General features: G+C 60.8%; 3 protein-coding genes. All 3 read right to left on the bottom strand.

From position 1 onward, the window contains the following. Positions 1-1298 (bottom strand): AAA family ATPase (locus VEK15_28345; protein HXV64641.1); only part of this gene is annotated, 1298 nt, incomplete at its 3' end. Between the two features lie 387 nt (positions 1299-1685). Then, positions 1686-2576 carry a pirin family protein gene (locus VEK15_28340; protein HXV64640.1) on the bottom strand — a complete coding sequence of 297 codons (891 nt, stop codon included), beginning with the start codon at positions 2574-2576 and terminating at the stop codon, positions 1686-1688. Between the two features lie 33 nt (positions 2577-2609). Further along, positions 2610-3023 carry a DoxX family protein gene (locus VEK15_28335; protein ID HXV64639.1) on the bottom strand — a complete coding sequence of 138 codons (414 nt, stop codon included), beginning with the start codon at positions 3021-3023 and terminating at the stop codon, positions 2610-2612. Positions 3024-3222: the final 199 nt, after the last annotated feature.

Here is a 3222-nt window from a genome sequence, read left to right as displayed (position 1 = left end):
TGTTGCGGTTGGGCGAACACCCGGATGAATCGCCGGAGAACCAGTTGGAATCGCCGTTGTGCGTCTTGGGGCGGAAGTTCGGAAACCGGTGGCTGCTCGCCAATAACGAGCTTGAGTTCGGGGATAAGGTCGATCATCAGTCGTCCGTTCGGCCCCAATGCTTCGCAGAGTGCTTTGCGCCAGTTCGTCAGGTCGACCTCATTCTTCGCGAGAAGGTTACGGATGAGAGACTGAAAGGCCTGTCCAAGCGTGGAGTAGGGGATGTCGCGTTTGTACTGGTCGCACTTACCGGACGCGAAGAGTCCCCGCGGTGGGACAAGTGCTTTGTGAAGCTCATTGACGACGGAGGATTTGCCGACACCGGAGTAGCCAGACACAAGCACCAGCTCCGGCTTGCCGGCAGCGACAACGCGGTCGAACGAGGCGAGCAAGGCGCCGATTTCCGATTCTCGCCCGTACAGTGTCTCGGGAATCGCCAGCCGGTCTGACGTGTCCTGTTCACCAAGCGGAAACTCGTCGATGCGGTGCTGTATTTCCCATTCGGCCAGACAGTGCGAAAGATCGCTCGCGGCGCCGGACGCTGTCTGATAGCGCTCCTCGGGCGTCTTGGCGAGCAATTTCATAACGATCGCCGAAACAGGGTTCGGTATACCCTTCAGCTTCGTGCACGGTGGTATTGGCTGCTTTGCGATGTGGCAGTGCACCAGTTCCATCGGATCGGTGCCGGTGAATGGAAGCGTCCCGGTCACCATCTCGTAAAGCGTGACGCCGAGAGCATAAAGGTCGCTCCGTGAATCGATCGAGCGATTCATTCTCCCGGTTTGTTCCGGGGCCATGTACGCGAGTGTCCCAGCAAAGAACTCCGGAGCTTCGGGTTTCTGGTGCTCGCGGGAAAGGCGTGAAGCCATCCCAAACCCCATCAACCGGACTTGGCTCGTCGCGGGGTCCACGAGGATATTGGCCGGTTTCACGTCTTTGTGAATCAACTCCCTTTTGTGTACCTCGTCGAGGGAGGTGGCCAGACTGACGGCCAACCGGAGAAACCGCGTGATTTCGATGGGTCCCGGAAGGAGTTGATCGAGCGTTGTGCCGCCAGGGTCTTCGAGCACGAGCATCGTCTGCCCGTTTTGTTCGGAAAGGGCCACGGACCGAACCGCCCAGGCCGAGTCCAGTTCATCCCTCAGCGAGTATTCGTGCTTGACCTTTTTGAGTGTCTCCGGCCCCGGCTGCAGCAAAGCAGGAACAAGCAGGAGAACTGATCGTGAACCTAGTTGGTTCGGGTGCTCGCCCCTATACAGGACGAATTCCTCATCCCTGCGGAGAGTTTCGAGGACGTATTGTGATAGGTCCACAAGGGGATTATTCAGTCGCCGACTACTTGCAACCACTCGGACATCTCTCCGTGTCTTTAGAATCAGCAGTTTACAGGCTAGTGGTTGAGCCCGAAACAGCGAGTGTCAGAAACTGTGTCAGACCTCCTAATGTCCTGCGATCACTTACGGCGATCTGGCCCCGCTCGGCCACCGAGGCTCGATCCGACACAACCGTCTGACGCCAGCTTTCCAGTATAGAACGCGGCCGGCGCCCCGGCCCCTGCCAACCCGCTGGATCTTCGCTTGCGGACGCGACCACGGGACGACGGGACGGGTCAGTTCGCGCAAGCCACAGACCCGTCCACGCGCCGTTCATCCCCGGAACACAGGCGTTGAGCCCGATGCCGTGCGCCGGTCGCCTGTCGCGTCCAAACGTGTCTTGAGTTCGCGCAGGTTCCGTTCGCCCGCGGCAAGGGCTTCCGCTGATGTGTGGACCGAATAGGCACCCAGATGCAGCTCGTACGGATGCGGAACCGCGGAGCCGAGGACGAAAGTTGCGCCAGTGCCATCCTCTCCCTGAAACACGACAGATGCCTCGCTTGCCTCGAATGTCACGAGTTCACCTTGCAACAACCGCTCACTGCCGCTCAGTGAGCCCTCGGCGACGGCGACCCACGCAACGGTGTGACCGCCAGGCGGTTCATACGTCCAGCTCTGGCCTGGCTTGAGCGTGACAAGTAAGTAGTTAATGCCACGTGGAGCTCGGACCGGGCTCGTCGCGGTTTCGTACGAACCAACGATCAATCGGGCCGGACCGATGCTCGGCGCCAATTCAGAGCCGAGGTACTGGGTTTCTGGGGCGGCGCGCTCCAATTCAGGCGGAAGGGCGATCCACAGCTGGAAACCCTGCACCGTCGGCGACGATCCGGCTGACAGTTCCTTGCCATGCCACATGCCGAGTCCAGCACGCGCCCACTCAAGGCCACCGTAGCCGATCGTGCCGTGTCCCGCGATCGGATCGTCGAAGGTCACGTCGCCGCGCGTAAACACCGTCACCGTGGCGATTCCCGAATGTGGATGCACGAGCATACTGCCCGCCAACGCTCGCATGTCTGCCTCGAAGAGGTCGAGGAAGACGAACGGCTTGAGCCGCGCACCCAGGTCCGATGGGCTCATGAGACGGGTGATCGGGCCATGGCGATCTCCCCGCGTGCGATGCACGACCTTCCGGGTCGACGGTTGAACGAACGTTGGTGATGTCATCGCTGCCTCCTTCTACGAACTCCGATCAGATCGTCAGCGGACCGTCGGCTGGTCACCGAGCAGTTGATGCCGGCGAGCCCAGACGACGACTGCTGAGCCGATCAGCAGAATCGCCGGCATCGCAGGGGAGCCTCCAATGATCAAGAGGTGCGTGGCGACAGCACCGATCATCGTTGCCACGAGTGCCGCGGCACCGAATACCGCGAACGACGGCACGAGCAGCGCAATCGCCGAGCTGACCTCGATAAGGCCTGTGACATAGCGGAACCATTGGCCGATGCCGATGGCGTCGAACAACGCCACCATCGGCGCGGCGCCGAGGAGCTTCGAGCCGCCGGCGAGCAGGAACATGCCGGCGAGCCCAATCTGGACAACCCACAGGGCAATGAGTCCAGTGCGGCCGCGTCCGACCAGCGATGTCTGCGTGAGTGATGGTGCGAGAGACATGAGCAACCTCCTTGGATAAATCGTTAGAAATCTAACTATTGGTGGAAAAAATTTTGAGGCCTGCGCCTCAGTCGTCCTCCGTCATTCGGTCCCCCGTCGTGCCGCGGGCATGCCGACTCAGAGCACGCAAGAGTCGGCTGGCCTCGCGCTTCTGCGACACTGACAACCCCGCCATCGCCTCCTGAAGCCGTTCCACGTG

It is taken from the genome of Vicinamibacteria bacterium (genome assembly GCA_035620555.1).
Taxonomy (GTDB): domain Bacteria; phylum Acidobacteriota; class Vicinamibacteria; order Marinacidobacterales; family SMYC01; genus DASPGQ01.
Note: the sequence above shows the minus strand (reverse complement) of the source record. Positions and strands in the feature narration are given on the sequence as shown.

Coding starts and splice junctions, on each gene's coding strand:
- VEK15_28340 (HXV64640.1), bottom strand. CDS start 2,576: ATGACATCACCAACGTTCGTTCAACCGTCGACCCGGAAGGTCGTGCAT.
- VEK15_28335 (HXV64639.1), bottom strand. CDS start 3,023: ATGTCTCTCGCACCATCACTCACGCAGACATCGCTGGTCGGACGCGGC.